Source organism: Micromonospora marincola (assembly GCF_056150385.1).
This window is the reverse complement of sequence record NZ_JAXCFT010000005.1, coordinates 74,932-95,624: the sequence shown is the minus strand read 5'-3', so window position 1 is coordinate 95,624 and position 20,693 is coordinate 74,932. Positions and strand designations below refer to the sequence as shown.

Sequence of the window (20,693 nt, the reverse complement as noted above, 5' to 3'; positions counted from 1 at the left end):
GTGGTTTCGGCTACCTCGTCCGGACCGGCAGGCGCGTCGGGCCGGCGCCCTTCAGCGAGGCGGTCACCCTGCGGTCGCTGAGCCAGAGGTAACACCTGACACCGCGGTCGCCGACCGCCCAGCGACCGGCGGCGGGCGGCCGGACCACCACGTCGCTGCGGTAGCGCAGGATCGGGTCGGCGGGCACCCCGGAGAAGCGCGCGATGGCGGAATAGCAGCCGGCGTAGAGCGGCGCCCAGTCCGCCGGCTTCTTCGGGAACGGGCGGTCCGGCGCCACCCACACCCCGACGAACTCGGCATCGTGCGCCACCGCACAGTCGACCGGGGTGAGCCGCTGCACCCGGCTCCCGTCCGTGCCGGTGCGCTGGCAGCCCAGGCGCAGCGGGGACGGCGGCTTGAGCGCGCCGCGCAGGCTGCCCGTCCGGACCACCACGACGGCCGCCGCCTCGACCGTGTTCAACTCGGTCAGGTCGCACCGGTACCACCGGGCCCCGGCCGTCCAGCCGGTGCCGGTGGGCACCGCCACGCCCAGCCGGAGCCGTCCGGCGCGCCAGTCGTCGCCGACGTACGCGCCGGCCCGCTTGTCGCACTCGGTGAACGCGGCACGCAACTCCGGCGAGGTGAGCGCCGGCGGGGTGGCCCGGTCGACGGTGAACGCCCCGACGTGCACGGTTTCCACCCGGTGCGGCAGGTCGCAGTCGACCGGGTCGTAGCCCGCCAGGGCCAGGGTCGGGGTGAAGTCGGCGACCTGGCAGACCTCGGCCGCCGGGGTGAACGGCCCGGCCGGCGCGAAGGCCGCCCAGTCGTCGGTGAGGTCGCCGTCCAGCCCGCCCGACGAGGCACACCCGGCAAGCGTCACCGCCGCGACCACCGCGGCGACGAGGCTCCGCATCGCACGGCCCATCGCGCCTCCCCCAGCCCGACGACCGTCGATTCCGACGGTCCGCTCAGGGTAGCCGAAAATGACCTTCCGGTGACAGACCGCGAACCAGGGGATCGCGGGCAGGAATCAGGCCAGGGCGGCCAGGGGGTTGGGGACGGGGTCTCCGGCGGTGCCGGGGGCGGCGGTGGCCGGGTCGGCATTGAGGTCAACGACCCGGTTGTCGGCGTCCACGTGCACCACCCGGGGCTGCCAGGCACGCGCCTCGGCGTCGTCCATCTGCCCGTACGAGATGAGGATGACCAGGTCACCGGGGTGCACCAGGTGCGCCGCGGCACCGTTGATGCCGATCACGCCGCTGCCCCGCCGGCCCGGGATCACGTACGTCTCCAGGCGGGCGCCGTTGGTGATGTCCACGATCGCGACCTGCTCGCCGGGGAGCAGGTCCGCCGCGTCGAGCAGATCCTCGTCCACCGTCACCGAGCCGACGTAGTGCAGGTCGGCCTGGGTCACCGTGGCCCGGTGGATCTTCGACTTGAGCATGGTCCGGAGCATCGGGGTGCCTTTCCGCATTCGTGGTGGGTCAGTGCCGCGGCGCGAGGTGGATCGCCGTGTTGTCGATCAGACGGGTGGCGCCGATCCAGGCCGCGATCAGCAGCCGGGCCGCGCCGGCGACCGGGCCGGGCTCCAGGTCGGGGTCGGTGAGCACCAGATAGTCGAGGCGGGCCGCCGGCGTACCCGGGACGAAGCCCCGGTGCGCGGCGGCCAGCACCGCGCCCGCGTCGTCGCCCCGCTCGGCCGCCGCGACGCCGGCGCGCAGCGCGGCGGAGAGGCTCAACGCGGCCCGCCGCTCCTCGGCGGAGAGGTAGCGGTTGCGGCTGGACAGGGCCAGGCCGTCCGGCTCCCGCACGGTCGGCACGCCGACGATCTCGGTCGGCACGTCCAGGTCGCGCACCATCCGGCGGACCAGGGTGAGCTGCTGGTAGTCCTTCTCCCCGAAGAACGCCAGATCGGGGCGGGTGAGCTGAAGCAGCTTCAGGACCACGGTGAGCACGCCGTGGAAGAAACCGGGACGGCTCAGGCCCTCCAGGTCCGCGCCGAGCGGACCCGGGTCCAGCCGAACCGTCGGCTGGCCCTCCGGATACATCTCACTCACCGGGGGCGCGAAGACCAGGTCCACCCCGGCCCGCCGGCAGATCTCCAGATCCGCGTCGAGCGTGCGCGGGTAGCGGTCGAAGTCCTCGTTCGGGCCGAACTGGAGCGGGTTCACGAACACGGTCACCAGCACGTGGTCGGCCCGCTCCCGGGCGGCCCGCAGCAGCGTCCCGTGCCCGGCGTGCAGCGCGCCCATGGTCATCACCACGCCGACCGTGCCGGTCAGCCCGCCCCGGGCCGCCGCCAGATCCTTACGGGTGTGCACGACGCTCACCACGAAGAAGCCACCTCCATCCCGTCCAGCACGTCCACGAGCGCCGCCGCGTCCGCCGGGCGCAGCCGCCCCGCCGCGACCGCACGGTCCGCCGTCCGTCGGGCCAACGCCAGATACGCCGGTACGGATTCCGGCGCGGTCCGGGCCAGCCGGTCCAGGTGCCGGCGTACGGTGCCCGCGTCGCCCCGGGACACCGGGCCGGTCAACGCGTCGTCGCCGAGGCGCAGCGCGTTCTCCAGGGCGGCGCGCAGCAGCGGGGCGAGCACCTTCTCCGGCCGGTCCACCCCGGCGTCGCGCAGCCGGTCGGCGGCGTCGTTGACCAGGGTCACCAGATGGTTGGCGCCGTGCGCGAGCGCCGCGTGGTAGAGCGGCCGGTCGGCCTCGCCCACCCACTCCGGCACGCCGCCCAGGTCGGCCACCAGCCGGGCCGCGAACGGGCGCAGCTCGGTCGGAGCGGTCACCCCGTAGGAGATGCCGGGCAGGCGGGACAGGTCGTCAGGCGTACCGGTGAAGGTCATCGCCGGGTGCAACGCGAGCGGTCGGGCGCCTGCGGCGACCGCCGGGGCCAGCACGGCCAGCCCGTGCGCGCCCGAGGTGTGCGCCACCACCTGGCCCGGGCGCAGCGCGCCCCGCGCGGCCAGGTCGGCGACCACGCCGGCCAGCGCGTCGTCGGGCACCGCGACGATCAGCAGGTCGGTGGCGGCGCGGGCCACGTCGGGCGCGGCACGGTGCGGGGTCCGCGGCAGCAGCAGCGCGAGCCGGGCGCGGGAGGCGCCGGACCCGCCGGACGCGGCGACCACCAGGTGGCCGGCGGCGGCGAGGGCCGCGCCGAGCACGGCCCCGACCCGGCCGGCGCCGAGCACACCGACGGAGAGGGTACGGGGGAAGGCGAGCGGGGCGCGGAGGGCCCGCGGGCGCAGCGGTGCGCTCATGGCAGTGATCCAGTCCTCGGAGGGGGTACCGGTCGAGGCAAGTATGCGCCGGGGTGACAGACCGGAAACAAGAAGGTGTGAAAACCAACACCCGCCACCCGCCGGGCCTGCGGCGGCGCGCCGTAAGGTCGGCACGGTGACGTCCGGACCCCCCGCGCTGCGCTGGCGCGACGCCATGGAGCGGGCGCTCTACGGGCCGGGCGGCTTCTTCGTCGCCGGCCCCGGCCCCGCGGCCCACTTCCGCACCAGCGTGCACGCCTCGCCGGTCTTCGCCGCCGCCCTGCTCCGTCAACTCGTCGTGCTTGACGAGGCGCTGGGCCGGCCCGCCCGGCTGGACGTCGTCGACGTGGGCGCGGGCCGGGGCGAGCTGCTCCGCACCCTGCTGGCGCAGGTCACGCCGGACCTGGCCGCCCGCATCCGCCCGACAGCTGTGGAACGCGCCGCCCGCCCCACCGAACTGCCGCCGGAGATCGACTGGCGGGACGAGATCCCCGAGCGGATCACCGGCCTGCTGCTCGCCACCGAGTGGCTGGACAACGTCCCCCTGGACGTGGCGGTCCTCTCCCCGACCGGCTGGCGCCACCTCCTGGTGAACCCCACCACAGGCGAGGAAACCCCCGGCCCCGCCCTCTCCCCCACCGACACGGCCTGGCTCACCCGCTGGTGGCCCCTCCCGTCCCGCCCGCACGGGTGGGACGGCGGGCACGGGTGGGACGGGCAGTCGGGCGGGTGGGGGCGGGCGGAGGTCGGGCGGGCGCGGGATGAGGCGTGGGCGCAGGCCGTGGGGCGGGTCGAGCGGGGGCTGGCGCTGGCCGTGGACTACGGGCACCTGCGCGGGTCGCGGCCGATCGCCGGGACGTTGACCGGCTACCGGGACGGGCGGCAGGTGCCACCGGTGCCGGACGGGTCGTGCGACGTGACCGCGCACGTCGCCATGGACTCGGTCGCCTCCGCCGGTGAGCGGGTCGCCCGGTGCGCGTACACCCTGGTGTCGCAGCGGGAGGCGCTGCGTGCGCTCGGGGCCGACGGCGTGCGACCGCCGCTGAGCCTGGCCGCCCGGGACCCGGCCGGCTACCTGCGGGCGCTTGCCACGGCGGCGGCGGCGGCCGAACTGACCGACGCGGCCGGCCTCGGCGGGCACTTCTGGCTGCGCCAGCCGGTCGGCGTCGCCCTCGGCCCGCTCGTGGCACGATGACGGGCATGACCACGGACGCCGGCGACCTCCGCGAGCTGACCGTCGGCACCGGGGCCGGCGGCGAGCAGCTCGGCACCGACATGGTGCTCAACATCGGGCCGCAACACCCGTCGACGCACGGTGTGCTCCGGCTGCGCCTGGTGCTCGACGGGGAACGGGTGGTCGCCGCCGAGCCGATCGTCGGCTACATGCACCGGGGGGCGGAGAAGCTCTTCGAGGTACGCGACTACCGGCAGATCATCGTGCTTGCCAACCGGCACGACTGGCTGTCGGCGTTCTCCAACGAGCTGGGCGTTGTGCTCGCCGTCGAACGGCTCATGGGCATGGAGGTGCCGGAGCGCGCGACCTGGCTCCGGATGGCGCTGGCCGAGCTGAACCGGGTGCTCAACCACCTGATGTTCCTCGGCTCCTACCCGCTGGAGATCGGCGCGATCACGCCGATGTTCTACGCGTTCCGGGAACGGGAGACCATCCAGGCGGTGATGGAGGAGGTCTCCGGCGGCCGGATCCACTACATGTTCAACCGGGTCGGCGGCCTGAAGGAGGAGGTGCCGGCCGGCTGGACCGGCCGGGCCCGCGCCGCCATCGGCGAGGTACGCCGGCGGATGCCCGACCTCGACAATCTGATCCGGCGCAACGAGATCTTCCTGGCCCGCACCGTCGGCGTCGGCGTGCTGTCCGCCGCCGACGCCGCCGCGTTCGGCGCGTCCGGGCCGGTCGGCCGGGCCTCCGGCCTCGACCTCGACCTGCGCCGCGACGAGCCCTACCTGGCGTACGACCAGCTCGACGTGCCGGTGGTGACGAAGACCGCCGGGGACTGCCACGCCCGATTCGAGGTGCTGCTCGACCAGGTGTACGCCTCGCTCGACCTCGCCGAGCAGTGCCTGGACCGGGTGGACCGGCTGAGCGGGCCGGTGAACACGCGACTGCCGAAGGTCGTCAAGGCGCCCGAGGGGCACACCTACGCCTGGACCGAGAACCCGCTCGGCATCAACGGCTACTACCTGGTGTCACGGGGTGAGAAGACGCCCTGGCGGCTCAAGTTGCGCACCGCCTCATACGCGAACGTGCAGGCGCTGTCGACCCTGCTGCCCGGCTGCCTGGTGCCGGACCTGATCGCCATCCTGGGCTCGATGTTCTTCGTGGTCGGGGACATCGACAAGTAATCTCGCCCGTCGCGTCGCGTCGCGTCGGGTCGGGTCGGGTCGGGTCGCGTCCGGTTCCGTCGCGTTCCGTTCCGTCCCGTCGCGTCGACGGACGGCGTGCGCGGTCAGCGCCAGCGGTCGGCGGTGTCCCGGGGCGGCGGGCCGTAGCCGCCGGGCTCCGGCCGGCGCCACTCCGGCTCGGGCTGCCACGCCGGCTCTGGTTGCTGCCACGCCGGCTCCGGTTGCCGCCACTCCGGCTCGACCTGACGCCACTCCTGGCCGCCGTGTTGGGTCGGCGGACGCCACTGCTCGGGCACCGGCACCCCACCGGCCGGCAGCGCCGGTGCGTTCTCCCCGGGCCAGCCGCCGCCCGGCTCCGGATCGTGACGCGCCGAGCCGGCGGCGTCCGCGCCGGCAGACGCGCCCCGCACAGCGGCCCAGCGGTCCTCGATCCGGTATTCGGTCCCGCCCCCGTCGGCGTGCACCGCGGCCCGCCGTTCGCCGACCCGGACCTCCCGGCCCTGGCCGTCGTCGCGCACCGCGGCCCAGCGGTTGCCGGCGCGCGCCTCGGACCAGTGCTCCCCGTCCGGCTCGGCGGTCCCCGTCCGACCGTACGGCCCGACCGGAGCCGCCCGGCCGTACTCACCGGACGACGCTCCCCGGCCGTATGTTCCGGGGTCGTACGGTCCGGCCGGTGACCAGCCCGGCGCCGGCTGCTCCTCCGGCCAGGCGCCCGCTGCGGCCCGCCCCTCCGGCCCGAGCCACGCACCCGGGCGGACCGGTGAGTCGTTCCGGTCCGCCGGGCCGTCGTGCCGGCCCGGCCAGGGCCGCTCCTCGGGGCGGTCGCCCGCCGCCCAGCCGGTCCGCTCCGCGCCCGACCCGGGCCGCTGCTCGTCCGCCGGACGTGCCCGGTCGTGGCCGGCGGACCAGCCGTCGTCCTCCCGCGACGTCCAGCCCCGCTCGCCACCGGCGGCCCGGCCGACGCCCGCCCAGGGGTGCTCGCCACCGGTGCGGACCGGCTCGTCGCCGCCGGCCCACCCGGCCCCGTCGCCCCTCCATCCGGTACCGTCGCCGGCCCATCCGGGTCCGTCGCCGGGCGTGCCAGGACGGCCCCCGACGTCCGGCGGGCCGTCGTCCCGCGCGTCGGGCCAGGACCGTTCCGCGCCGGAGCCGGACCACAGGCCCCCGGGCCAGGCGTCCTCGGCCGCACCGGATCGGCCCGGCCACGGGTGGTCGTCCCGGCCCGCCTCGCGGTGTCCGGCGGCCCGATGGTCGACCGGCTCGTCCCGATGGCGGTCGTCCACTGGCGGCGACCAGCTACCGGCGAATCCGCCGTACCGGGAACCGGCCGCGTCGCCCCCGTCGCCCACGATTGTGTGCCGGGTGGTGACGTGCACGGTCTCGGTGTGGTGGACCACGCCGACCGGGCGGTGTTCCGGCCGGGCGCCCGGCTCGGGCACCCGCGCCGCCCCGTACACCCCGCCGGAGGGCCGTTCCGCGCCGTGTCCGCCGGACCGTGCCGGCTCCGCGCGGTAGCCCTCCGCACGTGCCGCGCCCGGCCGGGCCGGCTCGCCCCCATGGCCGCCGAACCCGGTGTGCTCCTCCGCGACGCGATCACGGCCGGGCGGCTCCGGGCGCGCCCGGCCCTCGACGGCATACGTGTCGGGTCGCCCGGTGTCGTGACGACCCGCTCGCGGCGGGTCGGCCTGCTGGTCGGCGCCGTAGCGATCGCCCGCCGGCCGGCTCGACGCGTCCTCGTCGTGGCCGGTCGACTGCGCCCGCCCCGCCTCGTACGCCCCGGCGGCCGGCACTCGGGCCCGTCCGCCCGGGCGCTCCTCGGCGGGCGCGGCGGCCAGGCCGGCGGCCGCCGCGTCGAGCCGGCGGCGCACCGCGCCCGCTACTTCCTCAGCTCGTCGCGCCTGGTCCAGCGCCTGGTTGCCGCGTTGGGCGGTGGCCACGATCTCCGCCCGCAATTCCCGACGAAGCTGCTCCAACGCCTCCCGCAGCTCCTCGGTCGCGGCGTCACCGGCGCCGTTGTCGGCCCGCAGCGCGATGGAGAGGCCGATCAGCACGACGGCGAGAATCGCGAGCACGGCACCGAACCGGAGCGTGCCGTTGCCGTCGGCGACCAGCAGGATGAGCGCCGCCACGGGCGCCAGCCCCACACCGATCCAGAACAGGACTGTCAGCAGCGTCGGGGTGCGCTTGTCGGCGGGGGCGACCGAGGCGGGCATGGGTGAGCAGACTACCGAGAGTTCCACCCGAGGGGAACGGGTCGGCACGGTCGGATGCACGCACCGCTGATCGGGCTGCCCGCCCGTGCGTGGAGCCGCCGGCCGGCCGGGTGGCCGGCCGGCGGCGGTGGCTTAACTCGCGGCGAGCGCGGCGTCGGAGGAGAAGACCAGGCCGACGCTTGCGGAACCGGTCTTCAGCGCGTTCTTGGTCTGCGGGCCGCCCGCGTCAAGCGAGCTGAACGAGCCGGCCTTGAAGTCGTAGACCTCGACAAGCCCGGCCTGGCACTTCGGCCGCTGCGGGCACTCCGGCGGACCGGCGAGCACGGTGGCCTGACCGGAGCACTTCGCCGCCAGATCGGAGAGCGAGGACACGGCGTACTTGTCGGCGAACGCCTTGGTCACCGCGAAGGCGTTCTGGTCCTGCGCCTGCGACGGCTTACCGAACACCAGGCCGGCCTTGTCGCCCTCGGTCTTGAGCGCCGCGACCGTCTTGTCCAGCTCGGGCGAGGAAACCGGCTGGGCATCCTTGCCGTTCGCCTTGGTGTTGAGGAACTCGGCCATGGTGGCGGCGTATTCCGGGACGACCTGGATCTGGCCCTTCTCCAGGGCCGGCTCGTAGAGCTCGCGGTTGCCGATGGTCTGCACCTTGACCTGGTAGCCAGCCGCGGTGAGGGCGATCTTGTAGAGCTCGGCGACGGTCTGACTCTCGCTGAAGTTGCCGGCGCCGACTGTCACCTGGCCGCCCGACCCCTTCTCGATCCCGTCGGTGACGCCGTTGGCGGTGGCGAACTCCTGCGCCGCCACCTGGGGGGTCTTCCGCTCGTCGTCGACGGCCCGGTTGAGCTGGATCAGCTTCGGCGTGTCGAGCTTCTCGGAGACCTTGTCCAGCGCGGCGACGAGCTGCGGGGTGGCCGCCTTCGCGTTGATCGCCGGCAGGACGTTGTCGGTGTTCTGGAGCTTCTTGTCGTCGGTGAGGACGACCAACTGGTTGCCCGCCACCGGGGCACAACCGGCGCCCGAGGCGCCCGCCTCGGGGGCGTCGGTGCCGGATGAGCCGGCGTCGCCGCAGCCGGTGAGGAGGCCCGCCGCGACGAGGGCGCCGAAGGCCCCCGCGGCCAGCCGTGAACGTGCGCGCATCAATGCCCGCCTTCCGTGTCCCGGCGCGACCCCTTCGGGCCGGCCGCGTGTCCGACGGGCGATCCGTGCGCCGCCCGCGACTTCACCCAACATCCTCACCGACCCCACCGACAAACTCGGAGCGGTTTTCGTCATCCGATCGTCACCGGCCGGCCGCGCGGCTGTGACCGCCGCCTCAGCAAACCCGCCGGACGGGTGGGTCAGCCGCCGGCCGTGGCCGCGGCGGCGCGGCGGTTCGCCCGCCGCCGGACCCGGCGCAGCGGACGCGGCGTGACCATCCGCTCCACCACCGCGAGCACGCCCTCAACAAGCATCGCCAGGCCGGCCACCAGGACGCCCCCGGCGATGATCTGGCCCCCGCCGGCGGCGATGTCGAGGCCGAAACCGGCCCGGATGATCTGACCCAGGCCACCGCCGTTGACGAAGGACGCAAGCGCGGCGGTGGCCACCACCTGCACGGCCGCGGTCCGGAAACCGGCCGCCAGGTAGGGCACCGCGAGCGGCAGCTCCACCCGGCGCAGCACCTGCCAACCGGACAGTCCCATCCCGCGCGCGGCGTCCCGGGCCTCCGGATCAGCCTGCCGGACGCCGGTGTACGCGTTGGCCAGCAGCGGAGGCACCGCGAACACCGCGAGCGCCACCACCACGGACGGCCGGCCGAACCCGAGGAAGGTCAGCGGCAGAATGGTGAGCAGGGCCAGGGTCGGGATCGCCAGCGTGACGTTGGAGACCAGCAGCACCACGCCACCACCCCGGCCGCTGTGCCCGAGCCAGAGGCCGATCGGCCAGGCCACCAGGCAGCCGAGCAGCACCGCCAGGGCGGACATGCTCAGGTGCTCGCCGAGCCGGTCCAGCACGCCGCCGGGGTTGGTCCAGTTCAGCGGGTCGTTGAGCCAGGTCACCGCCGCCTGCACCGGGTTCACCGAGCTGTCCTTCCGTTCGCGACTGCGGGGCTCCGCTGCGCTGCACTCCTCGCGCTCACGAGGAGGACCGCCCGCGCAGCCAGGGGGTGAGCAGCCGACCCACCCCGGCCAGGACCAGGTCGAGCACCAAAGCCAGCAGGACGCAGAGCACGGTGCCGGTCATGATCTGCGCCTTGTAGAAGTTGTTCTGGAAGCCCGCGAAGATGAGCTGGCCGAGCCCGCCCCGGCCGACCACCACCCCCACCGTGACCAGGGCGACCGTGGAGACGGTCGCCAGCCGTACGCCGGTGAGGATGCCGGGCAGCGCCAGCGGCAGCTCGATCCGGAACAGCCGGCCCCACCTGCCGTACCCCATCCCCTCGGCGGCCTCCCGCACCTCCGGTGGCACCTGGTTCAGGCCGGCAAGCGTGTTACGGACGATCACCAGCAACGCGTACAGCGCCACCACGGTGAGCACGGTCGCCGCGCCGATGCCGAGATACGGCGCGAGGAAGGCGAACAGCGCCAGCGACGGAATCGTGTAGAGCACCCCGGTCAGCGCCAGGATCGACGCGGCAAGTGACCGGAACCAGTACGCTGCCACCGCGAGCGGCAGCGCCACAAGCGCGGCGATCACCACGGCCCGGGCGGTCAGCCAGGTGTGCTCACGCAGCGCCGCGAGGATGGTGTCAGAGTTGTCCCGCACGTACTGCCAGGAGAACCACGGATTACCCGGGGCGGCCCGGTAGCTCAGGTGGAGGAACACACGTGGACGTTACCCCGGGGACCCCCGCCGGTCACGGCGCCGCCTCGATCAGGCTGGAGCGCATCCGCAAGCGCTATCCGGACGGCACCGAGGCGGTTCGCGAGCTGAGCCTGGAGGTCGAGGCCGGCGAGCTGGTGGTGCTGATCGGGCCGTCCGGCTGCGGCAAGTCCACCGTGCTGCGGATGATCAACCGGCTGATCGAGCCGACCGACGGACGGATCCTGCTCGGCGACGACGACGTCACCCGGGTCGACCCGGTGACGCTGCGCCGCCGCATCGGATACGTGATCCAGAACGTCGGCCTCTTCCCGCACCAGACCGTCGCCGCCAACGTGGCCACCGTGCCGGGGCTGCTCGGGTGGTCGCGGGAGCGGACCCGGGGCCGGGTCGCCGAGCTGCTGGAGCTGGTCGGCCTCGACCCGGCGCAGTTCGGCAGGCGCTACCCGCACGAGCTCTCCGGCGGCCAGCGGCAGCGCGTGGGGGTCGCCCGGGCGCTCGCCGCCGATCCGGTGGTGCTGCTGATGGACGAGCCGTTCTCGGCCGTCGACCCGATCGTCCGGACCCGGTTGCAGGAGGAGTTCCTCCGGCTCCAGGCCGAGGTCCGCAAGACCATCGTGCTTGTCACCCACGACCTCGACGAGGCGGTGCGGCTCGGCGACCGGATCGCGGTGCTGTCCGAGGGCGGCGTCCTGGAGCAGTACGACACCCCCGCCGCGCTGCTCGGCACGCCCGCGTCAGCGTTCGTCCGCGAGTTCGTCGGCGCCGACCGGGGCATCCGGCGGCTGGCGGTCACCCCGGTGACCCGCACGGTGCTCGACCCGCTCCCGGCCGGCGACAGGACCGGCCTGCCCACCGTGCCGTTGGGCAGTTCGGCCTACGACGCGCTTGGCACGCTGCTCACCTCCGGCGCCGACCACGCCGTGGTCACCGACGACGGCCACCCGCTCGGACTGCTCACCCGGGCCCGGGTGCTGACCATGGGCGCGGTGGACTGAGCCGCCCAGACCGCCGGTCCGGGTCAGGCCCGGCCACCCAAGCTGGCCAGGCCGACGACCCAGCCGGTGAAGAAGCCGTACGCGACACCGGTGCTCGCGGCCTGGAAGGCGGCGTAGAGCGTGCCGTCCGGCCCGACGAGCGTGGCCACAAGCGCGCTGAGCCCGGCGGCCAGGGCGTACGCGCCCCAACCGGAGAGGAACTGGCTGCCCGAGGACGCCACCCGGTCCACCTGCGGGCCGGGTAACAGATAGAGCAGCGCCGCGGCCAGCACGATCAGCAGGATCGCCCGCAGGTTCGTGGCGAGCACCCCCTCGTCCGCCTGCCACCGCCAGGCCGGCCAGGCCAGCAGCCGCAGGAACCAGCCACCGGCGCCGGTCGGGTCGGTGTGGCCCTGCGCCCAGTTCACGTACATCGGGCTGCCGCCGACCGCGACGAGCAGGAACGCGGCGAGCGTGCCGGTGCCGGCGGCCGTGCCGTACCGGGGGATGGTGCGGGGGCGGTTGGTGAGCGCCATGGGGCGATCAGTTCCCGGGCCGCCGCGCCGGGCAAACCTGCCCGGCCGCGCGCCGGCCGCCGGCCGGCGGGCGGCCACCGGTCAGTGCTTCATCAGGTAGTCGATGAAGGCGGCGCGCAGCAGCGGCGCGGACTCCTCGTAGCCGTGCCCGGTCAACTCCCGCCACAGCGCGTTTGCCTCGTCGATGGTGGGTCCGACCGAGTTCGGCGCGCCGTCCAGGGCGGCGGCCTCGTCGGCGTTCGGCAGGTGCCGCAGCACCGACCAGAAGAACCCCACGTCGCGGCGCTCCCGGGCCAGGTGGAAGGCCTGCTCGCGCAACTCCTCGGTGGGGAGCTTGTCGAGCTCGTCGAAGGTACGGCCGCCGGGGGCAGGAGTCTCCGTCATGCCGCCGAGCCTAACCGGCGAGATCACGTCCGGCGCGCGTCAACGGTCGTCGGCGTCCCAGCGGCGCGGCTCGTTCTCCCAGCGTGGCGCCTCCCAGGCGTCGACCGGGGTGTCGGTGTTCCGCTCCGGCAGCACCGACGGCCAGGCGTCGGCCGGCCCGGGCGCCGGGGTCATCGCCCAGCCACCGCTGACCACGCCGTCGCCGGCCGGTCGGAGCGGACCGGGCGCGCCCGCGCCGGGCGGGGCCGGGCGGGGCCTACCGAACGTCTCCACCAGCCGCGTGACAAGCAGCCCGCCGCCGAGAACGGCGCCGCCCACCGCCCACCGGCTGATCGTCCAGTCGTGCACCACGGTCCAGGCCAGGAAGACCGCCACCAGGCAGACCGCGAGCAGGGTGCCGAAGACGCCGCCGCGCCGGCCGTACGCGCTGGTGCCGCCGAGCATCACCGTGCCGACCGCCAGCACCGTCCAGTCCAGCCCGGTGCCCGGCTCGACCGGGCCGTTGCCGTTCGCGGCGATCAGCACCCCGCCGAGCATCGCCAGCACCGTGGAGCCGACCAGGGCCAGCGCGGTCACCGTGGCGGCCACGGCACCGCGCCGCCGGGCCGGGTCGGCGATCGGACGGAACCGGCCGATCAGCCGGCGCACCGGTTTGATCGTGCCGAAGAGACCACCGAGGACGGCGACCGCGGCGAACCCGACGAAGAGGTAGAGCGCGGCGCGCCGGGGGTCGTGTTCGCCCTGGACCGCGACCGGGGTGGTCCGCCGTTCCAGGTAGACGATCACGCCGGCCGCACCGGCCAGGCTGGCCGCCCAGCCGGGCACGTGCAGCACCACCACGGCGAGGGCGAGCGCCAGCCCGCCGGCCGCCGCCACCGCGAGCGCCGGGAGCAGCGCCTCCCGGGCGCCCCGGTCGCCCTGCTCGGCGAAGTGCAACGCGGCGGCAAGCGCGACCGGGCCGATCGCCAGGTTCACCGCGGCGGCCCGCAGGGCCAGGCCGGCGGCCAGGGTGAGCAGGCCGAGCGCGGCCACGTCGACGAGCAGCGTCTTCAGCGCGCCGCCGCGCAGCGCGTCCGAGTCGGACCGCCAGAGCTGCCAGGTCACCGCCGCCAGCCCGGCCAGCAGCACGAACTCCCAGACCACGTGCACCGCGATCCGGTCCCGGCCGGGCTCACCGTGGGACGGGTCGTCGAAGATGTTCTCCAGCACGGCGGCGGGCACGCCGGACGACGTCTCCGGTGGGGCCGTCCGGCCCGGCTCGTCGTACCCCATCAGCGCGCGCCTCCCAGGTGGCCGCGTCTCCGGCCCATCCCGCGGGCGGACCGGTGCGGCCGTCGCTCTCCGGTCGCCAGGGACGGTACCTGCGGGCGGAGGGCGGGGGAAGCCTCGGAATCAGCGACGCCCGCGCGGTGTCTCGCGGTCGCCCGGCTCCCGGTCCTCGTCGTCCTCCTGCTCGGGCACCCGGCAGGCGCGCTCCAGCCAGAGCGCGGCCACGACGAGCGCCAGCGAGGCGAGGAGCCCGGCCACCGCGGCCGGTCGGTCGCTCTCGGCGGCGTTGGTCCGCTCCACGAACAGCCAGCCGGCCAACCCGGCGTAGAAGCCGGCGAAGATGGCGCCGGCCAACGCGGACGCCTTCGCGAGCACCACGAACCGGGCGACCAGCAGCGGGTTCACCGGCTCCCGGCCGGGCCGCCGCTCGATCCGGCTGCGGGTGTTGACCGCCGCGTAGCCCTCAAGCACGGCCAGCCCGGCCAGCGTGATCACCGGAAGCCAGGGCAGGTCGGGGGCGAAGTCGTAGTAGAAGCCGCTGATCAGCAGCCAGGCCACCGCGGCGGCGGCCAGGCCGGCCACCACAAGCGTGGAAGCCCGGGTCGGACCCATCCGGAAGCGGTCGGGGTCCTGCGGGGACCGGGCCGTACTCATGCGTCCGACTCTAGCGTCAGATCGGGCCGGGGGCTCAGTTCCAGGGCGTCGGCGGCCAGCGGCTCGGCGTTGAGCAGGTCGGTCAGCCAGCCGTGCCCGGGCAGCCGGCCGTGCGGCTCGATGTCGATCCACGGCCGCAGCACGAAGGCGCGCAGGTGCGCCCGGGGGTGCGGCAGGACCAGCTCGGGGTCGTCGGCGAGCACCGGCTGACCGGCGGAGTCCCAGACCGCGATCACGTCCACGTCGAGCGTGCGGGGACCGTACCGCCGGGCCGGGTCGCGGGTCCGCCCGGCCGCCGCCTCGGCGGCCCGGGCCCGCGCCAGCCAGTCGCCCGGCTCCGCCGCCGGGTCCGCGACCATCACCACCGCGTTGAGGTACGCGGGCTGGTCCGCGTCCCCCCACGGTGGAGTCTCGTAGACGCCGGAGACCAGCACCACGCCGTCGCCCAGCGCGGCCACCGCGCCGCGCAGGTGGCCGAGGCGGTCGCCGAGGTTGCTGCCGATCGACAGCACGGCCCGGGTCACCGGGTACGCCGCATGGTGACCGCCACGTCCCGGAAGGCGTGCGGAATAGGGGCCTCCGGCTTGTGCACGGTCACCGTGGCGGCGGCGACCCGCGGCTCGGCCAGGCAGATCGCGAGCAGCCGGTCGGCGAGTGTCTCGATCAGGTTCACCGGCTCTCCGGTGATCACCGCGACCAGGCGGTCGGCCAGTTCGCCGTAGTGCACCGTGTCGGTCACCTCGTCGGAGCGGGCGGCCGGGCCCAGGTCGAGTTCGAGCACCGCGTCGACCACGAACTCCTGCCCCTGGGCGCGCTCGAAGTCGTAGACGCCGTGCCGGCCGTGCGCGCGCAGGCCGGTCAGCTCGATCCGGTCGGTCATCGGTCCGCCCCGCTGCCGGCGCCGGCCCGCGTGGCGGTCGCCAGCCGCGGGCTGCCGGTGGCCCGCCATACGGCCAGCGCGTCGGCGGTGCCGCGGACGTCGTGCACGCGTACCCCCCAGGCGCCGGCGGCCACGGCCAGCACGCTTGTCGCGATGGTCGCGGCGTCCCGCCCGTCGGTGGGGCGGGGCCCGCCCGCCGGGTCGGCGAGCAGCCGGCCCAGGTAGGACTTGCGGCTGGACCCGAACAGCAGCGGGAAGCCGAGGTCGACCAGCTCGGGCAGGCGGGCGCCGAGTTCCCAGTTGTGCGCGGCGGTCTTGGCGAAGCCGAGCCCGGGGTCGACGATGATCCGGTCGGCGGCGACGCCGGCGGCGAGCGCCGCGTCGACCCGGCGGCCCAGTTCGGCCCGGACGTCGGCCACCACATCCGTGTAGGTGGCCAGGTCGCGCATGTCGCGGGAGTGGCCCCGCCAGTGCATGAGCACCCAGGGGCAACCGGCGTCCCGGACCACCCGGGCCATGTCCGGGTCGGCGAGTCCGCCGGAGACGTCGTTCACCACGTCGGCGCCGGCGGCGAGCGCGGCCTCGGCGACCCGGGCCCGGGTGGTGTCGACGCTTACCGGGATGCCGGCGGCGCCCAGCTCCCGGACCACCGGGAGCACGCGGGCGGTCTCGGTCTCCGCGTCGACCCGGTCGGCGCCGGGCCGGGTGGACTCGCCGCCCACGTCGACCAGGTCCGCGCCGGCCCCGCGCAGTCGCACCCCGTGTGCGACGGCGGCGTCCAGACCGGCGTATCTGCCGCCGTCGGAGAAGGAGTCGGGGGTGACGTTGAGAACGCCCATCACCACCGGGGCGTCCGCTCGTACCAGATCGGTCACGGACCCGACAGTACCGTTCGCCGGCAGGGGTTCCGGTCACCGGGCGCGCCGCGGATCCGCCACCCCTGACGTGCGCATTGGAACAGGTGTACGATCGGTCGTCCGGGTCGATCGGGGTCCACTCTTCGCGGCTTGTCGCAAAGGTGGCCGGCCCGTACGCTTTGGAATTGCCCGGCATCGAGATGGCGAAGCCTGGAGGGAGGGCCGAAGCGGGACGAATCCGCCCAAAGCTCACCACCGTACGTGGTGGGTGACGGACCCAGCGTCGACGGCGCTGTTCCTGACGAGCACCATCCCGCCAGGCTTGCCTTAACTGCACCATCGCGGCGCCGCCGGCCGCGACCCTTGGGGAGGTTTCCAGTGATCGCCATCGAGCTCATGGCAACGGCGTCGACCGCCGTCGACCACGCGCTCCACACCCTGGCGTCGACTCCACTCGCCGAGCCGGCCCCGAAGGGCATCGACACCGACAACGTCGTCTCCTTCTTCGCCAGCAAGGTCGCACCGATCCTGCTCGCGGTCCTCGGAGTGATCTTCATCGGCCGGGCCAGCCGGGGCGAGATCTCCAAGGTGCTCACCAGCTCGGCCATCGCCATCATCGGGTTGGCCTTCATCGCCGGCGCGGCCACACTCTTCTTCGTCGGCGACTACCTGATCAACCTGATCTTCGAGTAGGGCGTTGGGCGACGATGCGGCTGCGCACCGACGACGACATCTACCGGGCTCGCCTGGTCTACCTGGGGCCGCCCGGCTACACCCTTCCGGTCCACCTGCCGTACGCCCAGTACGGCCTGTTCATGCTGCTCGTACCCCTCTACGTGTTCATCCACTGGTTGTTCACGCTCCAGGTGGAGCTCTTCCCCGCCTGGGAGATCTCGCTCGCCATCGTGACGACCTCGTTCATCTTCCGGTACGTCGACCCGGACCGGCCGGCGCGCATGGTCATCCGGACCGCGCTGACCGACTGGCGACGCACCCGGGAGCCGGCCGCCGAGCTGCGGGACCCGCGCCTCGTCGCGAGCCGGATCAGGATCCGGGAGGAACTGGCATGACCAGGCGTACGCCGATGGCGCAGACGAACGACGCGGGTGAGGCGGTCGCATGAGTCGCTCTTCCACGCCGGGTTCCCCGGCCGGGCGCCCGGCCGGGCCCCCCGGTAACCGTGCGCGATCGTTCGACTACCCGCCCGACGAGGAGCTGGACGAGGTCGTCCTCGACCCGGCGCTCGTCACCAGCCCCGGGCACGGCCGGGTCGGCGTCTTCCAACCGCCGCGTCCGCTCGCCCCCCGCGGCGGCGAACCGCGCGAGCCGGTAGGCCCCGACGGCGACATCGACTCGCCCTTCCTCGACCTGTTCGGCGGCGCGCAGCCCCGGGTCCGCCGCCCCGCGCCGGCCGCCGGACCGCCCCCACCGGCGCCGGCGATCGAGCCCGTGGTGGCGCCGCCCCGACGCGGTGTCGGCCGCGACGCGCTGCCCATCCCGCACCAGCCCGCCGTGCCGGTCGAGCCCGCACCACAGGTCCAGCCCGAGCCGCCGGCCCGGGAGCACATCCCCGGCGTACGCGCGGTGGGGCGACCCCGCCCGGAGCCGGCGCTCGCCGCGCCCGTCGAGCCGCCCGCGCTCGACCCGCCACCGGCGGCCCGCAACCGGGTGCCGACGCAGCCGGGCGACAGGCTTCCCGCCCTCCGACCCACCGCCACGCCGGAGCCCGCCCCCGAGCCCGTCGTCGCGCCGGTGACGCCCGTCGAGGAGCGCGGGCCGGCCCACCGCGCCGATCGGCGGGAGCCCGAACCCGACCGGCGGGACGCCCATCCGGTGCCGGCCGCGCCGTCCCGGGAGGTCAGCCGGCCGGCGCACCGGGAGGTGGCGCCGCCCCGGCAGCGCTCGACCGAACGCCGGAACAAGCCGGCCAAGCCGGTCCGGGTCCGCGCCCCGAAGATCAAGTTCGGCGACCGGGACCCCTCGGTCGAACTGGCCATCACCGAGATCGCCGGGCACCTCACCTTCACTCCCAACACGGTCACCGCCTGGTACTGGCTGCCCGAGGTGCGCTGGGCGTTCCGCCCGGACGCCGAACGCGAGGCGCTGCTCTCGGCGATCTCCGAGCAGTACGCCGGCCTGGCCGGATTCCGGCTGCACCTGCGCCGCACCACCCGGCCCTTCCCGGCCGACGAGTGGGCCCGCACGATCGACGCGCACACCGCCGCGCCGCTGCCCGACGTACCAGGCACCACCGGCTGGGCCGATCATCTGGTCGCCGCCCAGCGGCACCTGATGTCGGTCAACCACGCCGAGGGGCAGACCTACCTCGGCGTCACCTTCGCCCGCCGGTCGCTCGGCGACTCGCTCACCGAACGCCTGCTGCGCACGTTCGGCCGGGGCACCGCCGACGGCGAGCGACGCCGGCTGGGCCGCACCGTCGAGCAGTTCGACGAGGTGCTCGGCGCGTTCGGCATGCGGGGTCGCCGGGTCAGCGCGCCCGAGCTGGAGTGGCTGCTCTACCGCTCGGTGGCGCTCTGCATGGCGCCGCCCGGCGTCCTCTCTCCGATCACCAACGGCCGATGGGAACGCGGCGACCTGCTTGCCCTCACCGAGCAGGTGGAGCGCTACCGCACCCCCTACGGCTCCACGGTGAAGCTGGTCAACCGGATGACCGGCGAGGAACGGCACGTGGCCGTGCTCGCGGTCGGCCGGATGGAGCCGCTGGAGATCCCCGAGCGGCACGAGCCCTGGCTGCACTTCCACGAGCGCCTGCCGTGGCCGATGGAGCTGTCCACACGCGTCGACATCCTCGGCCCCAACGACTCCTTCCGGAACCTCGAACACCGGCTCCGGATGATCCGCTCCCAGCAGCTCGACTACGCCGAACACGGCATCGACGCGCCGCCCGAGCTGGAACGGCTGGCCAAGCGGGCGCTGGTGATCGGCGACGAGATGACCACCGGCCTGCCTGTCGACTCGGCCCGCGCGCACGGCTGGCACCGGATCGCCGTCGGTGGCCGCACCCGCGAGGAGTGCCTGGAACGGGCCCGGCGGCTCATCCAGCTCTACTCCCGCGAGCTGCGGATCTCGCTCCAGCACCCGAAGAACCAGGACTGGCTGGCCCGCGAGTTCATCCCCGGCGAGCCGATCGCCAACACCGGATACGTCCGGCGGATGCCGGTCAACCTGCTCGCCGCCGCGCTGCCGCAGGCCGCGTCCACCGTCGGCGACCGGCGGGGCGACCTGATCGGCCGCACCGCCGGCACCTGCCGTCGGCCGGTCTTCCTCGACCTCCACTTCCCGATGGAGGTACGCGAGCGCTCCGGCCTCGCCGTCTTCGTCGCCGAACCGGGCGGCGGCAAATCCACCCTGCTCGGCGCGCTCGGCTACCTGTCCGCCCGGCGCGGCGTGCAGGTGACGCTGCTCGACCCGTCCGGCCCGCTGGCCCGGCTCTGCGCCATGCCCGAGCTGGCGCCCTACTCGCGGGTGCTCAACCTCACCGGCTCCGAGCAGGGCACCCTGGCGCCGTACGCGCTGATCCCCACGCCGCTGCGCAGCGAGTTCGCCACCGGGGCGGCCGGCGACCGGGAGTTCGAGATCGCCGTCTCCAACGCCCGGGCCGAACGCCGGATGCTCGTGCAGGACATCTGCATGATGCTGGTGCCGCCGCAGGTCGCCCGGGAGGCGTCCACCGCCACCCTGTTCCGGCACGCCGTACGCCAGGTGCCGGCCGAGGAGACGTCCACCCTGGACGACGTGGTCACCTGCCTCCAGGGGCTCGACGACGACGCCGGGCGCGAGCTGGCGAACCTGCTGCTCGACACCGCCGAGATGCCGCTGGCCATGCTCTTCTTCGGCCGGCCGCCGGAAGGTCTGCTCGGCGCCGACGCCGCGCTCACCGTGATCACCATGGCCGGGCTCCGGCTGCCCGACCTCAAGATCGAGCGAGAATACTGGTCGGCCGAGGAGGCCCTGGCCCTGCCGATGCTGCACACCGCGCACCGGCTCGCGGTCCGCCGCTGCTACGGCGGCTCGATGTCCTCCCGGAAACTTGTCGGCCTGGACGAGGCGCACTTCATGGAGGGCTGGCGCTCCGGGCGGTCGTTCCTGGTCCGGCTCGCCCGCGACTCCCGGAAGTGGAACCTGGCCGCGCTCGTCGCCTCGCAGAACCCGAAGGACATCCTCGGGCTCGACGTGCAGAACCTCGTCTCCACAGTCTTCGTCGGCCGCATCGCCGAGGACAGCGAAATCGCCTCCGAGGCGCTGCGGCTGCTGCGGGTGCCGGTCGACGACGGCTACGAGGCCACCCTCGCCTCGCTCTCCCAGGCCGACAGCGGCTCGGCCAACCGGCTCGGCTTCCGCGAGTTCGTCATGCGCGACGTCGACGGGCGCGTGCAGAAGGTCCGGGTCGACGTGTCGTACGTCGACGGGCTGCTGACCCACCTGGACACCACCCCCGCCGCGGTCGCCCAGGCCGCCGGGCAACTCCCGACCGTGCTGGCTGACCTGGAGGCGTGAC

At 74.7% G+C, this 20,693-nt stretch carries 21 protein-coding genes; 6 read left to right on the top strand and 15 right to left on the bottom strand.

What is annotated here, in order from left to right; genetic code table 11:
• Positions 1-10: 10 nt before the first annotated feature.
• The 4 genes from SM450_RS13925 to SM450_RS13910 form a co-directional block, all read right to left on the bottom strand.
• Positions 11-904, bottom strand: a complete 894-nt coding sequence (locus SM450_RS13925; RefSeq protein WP_474620154.1) for a septum formation family protein — start codon at positions 902-904, stop codon at positions 11-13.
• A 105-nt stretch (positions 905-1,009) separates the two neighbouring features.
• The gene (panD, locus tag SM450_RS13920) at positions 1,010-1,435 is read right to left on the bottom strand and encodes an aspartate 1-decarboxylase (protein WP_474620153.1); all 426 of its coding nucleotides are present in this window, start codon (positions 1,433-1,435) and stop codon (positions 1,010-1,012) included.
• Positions 1,436-1,463: 28 nt separating this feature from the next.
• Positions 1,464-2,312: a pantoate--beta-alanine ligase gene (gene panC, locus SM450_RS13915; RefSeq protein ID WP_474620152.1), complete on the bottom strand. Its 849-nt coding sequence runs from the start codon at positions 2,310-2,312 to the stop codon at positions 1,464-1,466.
• Positions 2,306-3,241, bottom strand: a complete 936-nt coding sequence (locus SM450_RS13910; RefSeq protein WP_474620151.1) for a Rossmann-like and DUF2520 domain-containing protein — start codon at positions 3,239-3,241, stop codon at positions 2,306-2,308. Before SM450_RS13910 ends, panC begins: the two co-directional genes overlap by 7 nt.
• Positions 3,242-3,416: 175 nt before the next feature.
• On the opposite strand from SM450_RS13910, the gene SM450_RS13905 reads away from it, so the two are divergent.
• Positions 3,417-4,436, top strand: coding sequence for an SAM-dependent methyltransferase (locus SM450_RS13905; RefSeq protein WP_474620459.1), 1,020 nt, complete (start codon positions 3,417-3,419; stop codon positions 4,434-4,436).
• Positions 4,433-5,602 (top strand): NADH-quinone oxidoreductase subunit D, encoded by a 1,170-nt coding sequence (locus tag SM450_RS13900; protein WP_474620150.1) that lies wholly within the window; start codon positions 4,433-4,435, stop codon positions 5,600-5,602. The genes SM450_RS13905 and SM450_RS13900 overlap by 4 nt, the downstream gene beginning before the upstream one ends.
• 104 nt (positions 5,603-5,706) lie before the next feature.
• Here SM450_RS13900 and SM450_RS13895 read toward each other — a convergent pair whose 3' ends face one another.
• The 4 genes from SM450_RS13895 to SM450_RS13880 form a co-directional block, all read right to left on the bottom strand.
• Positions 5,707-7,815: a hypothetical protein gene (locus tag SM450_RS13895; RefSeq protein ID WP_474620149.1), complete on the bottom strand. Its 2,109-nt coding sequence runs from the start codon at positions 7,813-7,815 to the stop codon at positions 5,707-5,709.
• A 132-nt stretch (positions 7,816-7,947) separates the two neighbouring features.
• On the bottom strand, positions 7,948-8,952 hold the full coding sequence (locus tag SM450_RS13890; RefSeq protein WP_474620148.1) for a glycine betaine ABC transporter substrate-binding protein: 1,005 nt from the start codon (positions 8,950-8,952) through the stop codon (positions 7,948-7,950).
• Between the two features lie 200 nt (positions 8,953-9,152).
• Complete coding sequence (locus SM450_RS13885; protein WP_474620147.1) at positions 9,153-9,875, bottom strand: ABC transporter permease; 723 nt, start codon at positions 9,873-9,875, stop codon at positions 9,153-9,155.
• 55 nt (positions 9,876-9,930) lie between these two features.
• Positions 9,931-10,620 carry an ABC transporter permease gene (locus tag SM450_RS13880; protein WP_474620146.1) on the bottom strand — a complete coding sequence of 230 codons (690 nt, stop codon included), beginning with the start codon at positions 10,618-10,620 and terminating at the stop codon, positions 9,931-9,933.
• A 2-nt stretch (positions 10,621-10,622) separates the two neighbouring features.
• Here SM450_RS13880 and SM450_RS13875 point away from each other — a divergent pair, with 2 nt between their 5' ends.
• Positions 10,623-11,615, top strand: coding sequence for an ABC transporter ATP-binding protein (locus SM450_RS13875; protein ID WP_474620145.1), 993 nt, complete (start codon positions 10,623-10,625; stop codon positions 11,613-11,615).
• Positions 11,616-11,638: 23 nt separating this feature from the next.
• On the opposite strand, the gene SM450_RS13870 is transcribed toward SM450_RS13875, so the two are convergent.
• From SM450_RS13870 to folP, 7 genes are all read right to left on the bottom strand, one after another.
• Positions 11,639-12,130, bottom strand: a complete 492-nt coding sequence (locus SM450_RS13870) for a hypothetical protein (RefSeq protein WP_474620144.1) — start codon at positions 12,128-12,130, stop codon at positions 11,639-11,641.
• 81 nt (positions 12,131-12,211) lie between these two features.
• Positions 12,212-12,514 (bottom strand): hypothetical protein, encoded by a 303-nt coding sequence (locus SM450_RS13865; RefSeq protein WP_281586290.1) that lies wholly within the window; start codon positions 12,512-12,514, stop codon positions 12,212-12,214.
• A gap of 39 nt (positions 12,515-12,553) precedes the next feature.
• A complete protein-coding gene (locus SM450_RS13860) occupies positions 12,554-13,786 on the bottom strand; it encodes an ABC transporter permease (RefSeq protein WP_474620143.1) in 1,233 nt (410 codons plus the stop codon).
• A 120-nt stretch (positions 13,787-13,906) separates the two neighbouring features.
• Positions 13,907-14,437, bottom strand: coding sequence for a DUF3180 domain-containing protein (locus tag SM450_RS13855; protein WP_474620142.1), 531 nt, complete (start codon positions 14,435-14,437; stop codon positions 13,907-13,909).
• Complete coding sequence (folK, locus tag SM450_RS13850; RefSeq protein WP_474620141.1) at positions 14,434-14,961, bottom strand: 2-amino-4-hydroxy-6-hydroxymethyldihydropteridine diphosphokinase; 528 nt, start codon at positions 14,959-14,961, stop codon at positions 14,434-14,436. The genes SM450_RS13855 and folK overlap by 4 nt, the downstream gene beginning before the upstream one ends.
• Positions 14,958-15,317 carry a dihydroneopterin aldolase gene (folB, locus tag SM450_RS13845; protein ID WP_474620140.1) on the bottom strand — a complete coding sequence of 120 codons (360 nt, stop codon included), beginning with the start codon at positions 15,315-15,317 and terminating at the stop codon, positions 14,958-14,960. Before folB ends, folK begins: the two co-directional genes overlap by 4 nt.
• The gene (gene folP, locus SM450_RS13840) at positions 15,314-16,192 is read right to left on the bottom strand and encodes a dihydropteroate synthase (RefSeq protein ID WP_474620139.1); all 879 of its coding nucleotides are present in this window, start codon (positions 16,190-16,192) and stop codon (positions 15,314-15,316) included. Before folP ends, folB begins: the two co-directional genes overlap by 4 nt.
• A 360-nt stretch (positions 16,193-16,552) precedes the next feature.
• Between folP and SM450_RS13835 the strand changes: the two genes are divergently transcribed.
• Genes SM450_RS13835 through SM450_RS13825 form a run of 3 tightly spaced genes read left to right on the top strand, consistent with a single transcriptional unit; the run spans position 16,553 to position 20,692 of the window.
• Positions 16,553-16,867 carry a hypothetical protein gene (locus SM450_RS13835; protein ID WP_474620138.1) on the top strand — a complete coding sequence of 105 codons (315 nt, stop codon included), beginning with the start codon at positions 16,553-16,555 and terminating at the stop codon, positions 16,865-16,867.
• A gap of 14 nt (positions 16,868-16,881) precedes the next feature.
• Positions 16,882-17,244, top strand: coding sequence for a hypothetical protein (locus tag SM450_RS13830; protein WP_089157613.1), 363 nt, complete (start codon positions 16,882-16,884; stop codon positions 17,242-17,244).
• Between the two features lie 49 nt (positions 17,245-17,293).
• Positions 17,294-20,692: an ATP-binding protein gene (locus SM450_RS13825; RefSeq protein WP_474620137.1), complete on the top strand. Its 3,399-nt coding sequence runs from the start codon at positions 17,294-17,296 to the stop codon at positions 20,690-20,692.
• The last annotated feature ends 1 nt before the right edge of the window (position 20,693 follow it).